The organism is Neisseria sp. P0021.S006 (assembly GCF_051956895.1).
This window is the reverse complement of sequence record NZ_JBQCWZ010001242.1, coordinates 1-451: the sequence shown is the minus strand read 5'-3', so window position 1 is coordinate 451 and position 451 is coordinate 1. Positions and strand designations below refer to the sequence as shown.

The 451-nt window shown below is 48.6% G+C and carries 1 pseudogene; it reads right to left on the bottom strand.

Annotated features, from left to right (window positions below):
- Window positions 1-333, bottom strand: a pseudogene (carB, locus tag ACTHUM_RS19685) (carbamoyl-phosphate synthase large subunit); the annotation flags it as partial.
- Window positions 334-451 lie beyond the last annotated feature (118 nt).

Below are 451 nucleotides of genomic sequence, written 5' to 3'. Positions count from 1 at the left end.
GTATTTCGTCAACACGCCGTTGCGCGCCAAATCCAGCGCACAGTTCAGCGCAGTCTGACCGCCCATGGTAGGCAGAATCGCATCAGGTCGCTCCTTGGCGATAATTTTTTCCACCGTCTGCCACATAATCGGCTCGATGTAGGTAACATCGGCCATTTCAGGGTCGGTCATGATCGTGGCGGGGTTGGAATTCACCAGAATGACTTTATAGCCTTCTTCACGCAAGGCTTTGCAGGCCTGTGCGCCCGAATAGTCAAATTCGCAGGCCTGACCGATAACGATAGGGCCGGCGCCGATGATAAGGATAGATTTTAGGTCGGTACGTTTGGGCATGGTGGGTCTTTCTATGAAATCAAATGTTTAGCTAAAAACTTATTACTGATTTTGATTGGCTTTTAATTGCTCTACAACAGTATTGGCAATCTCTTTTCCTGATGGGGCTGTAATTGTG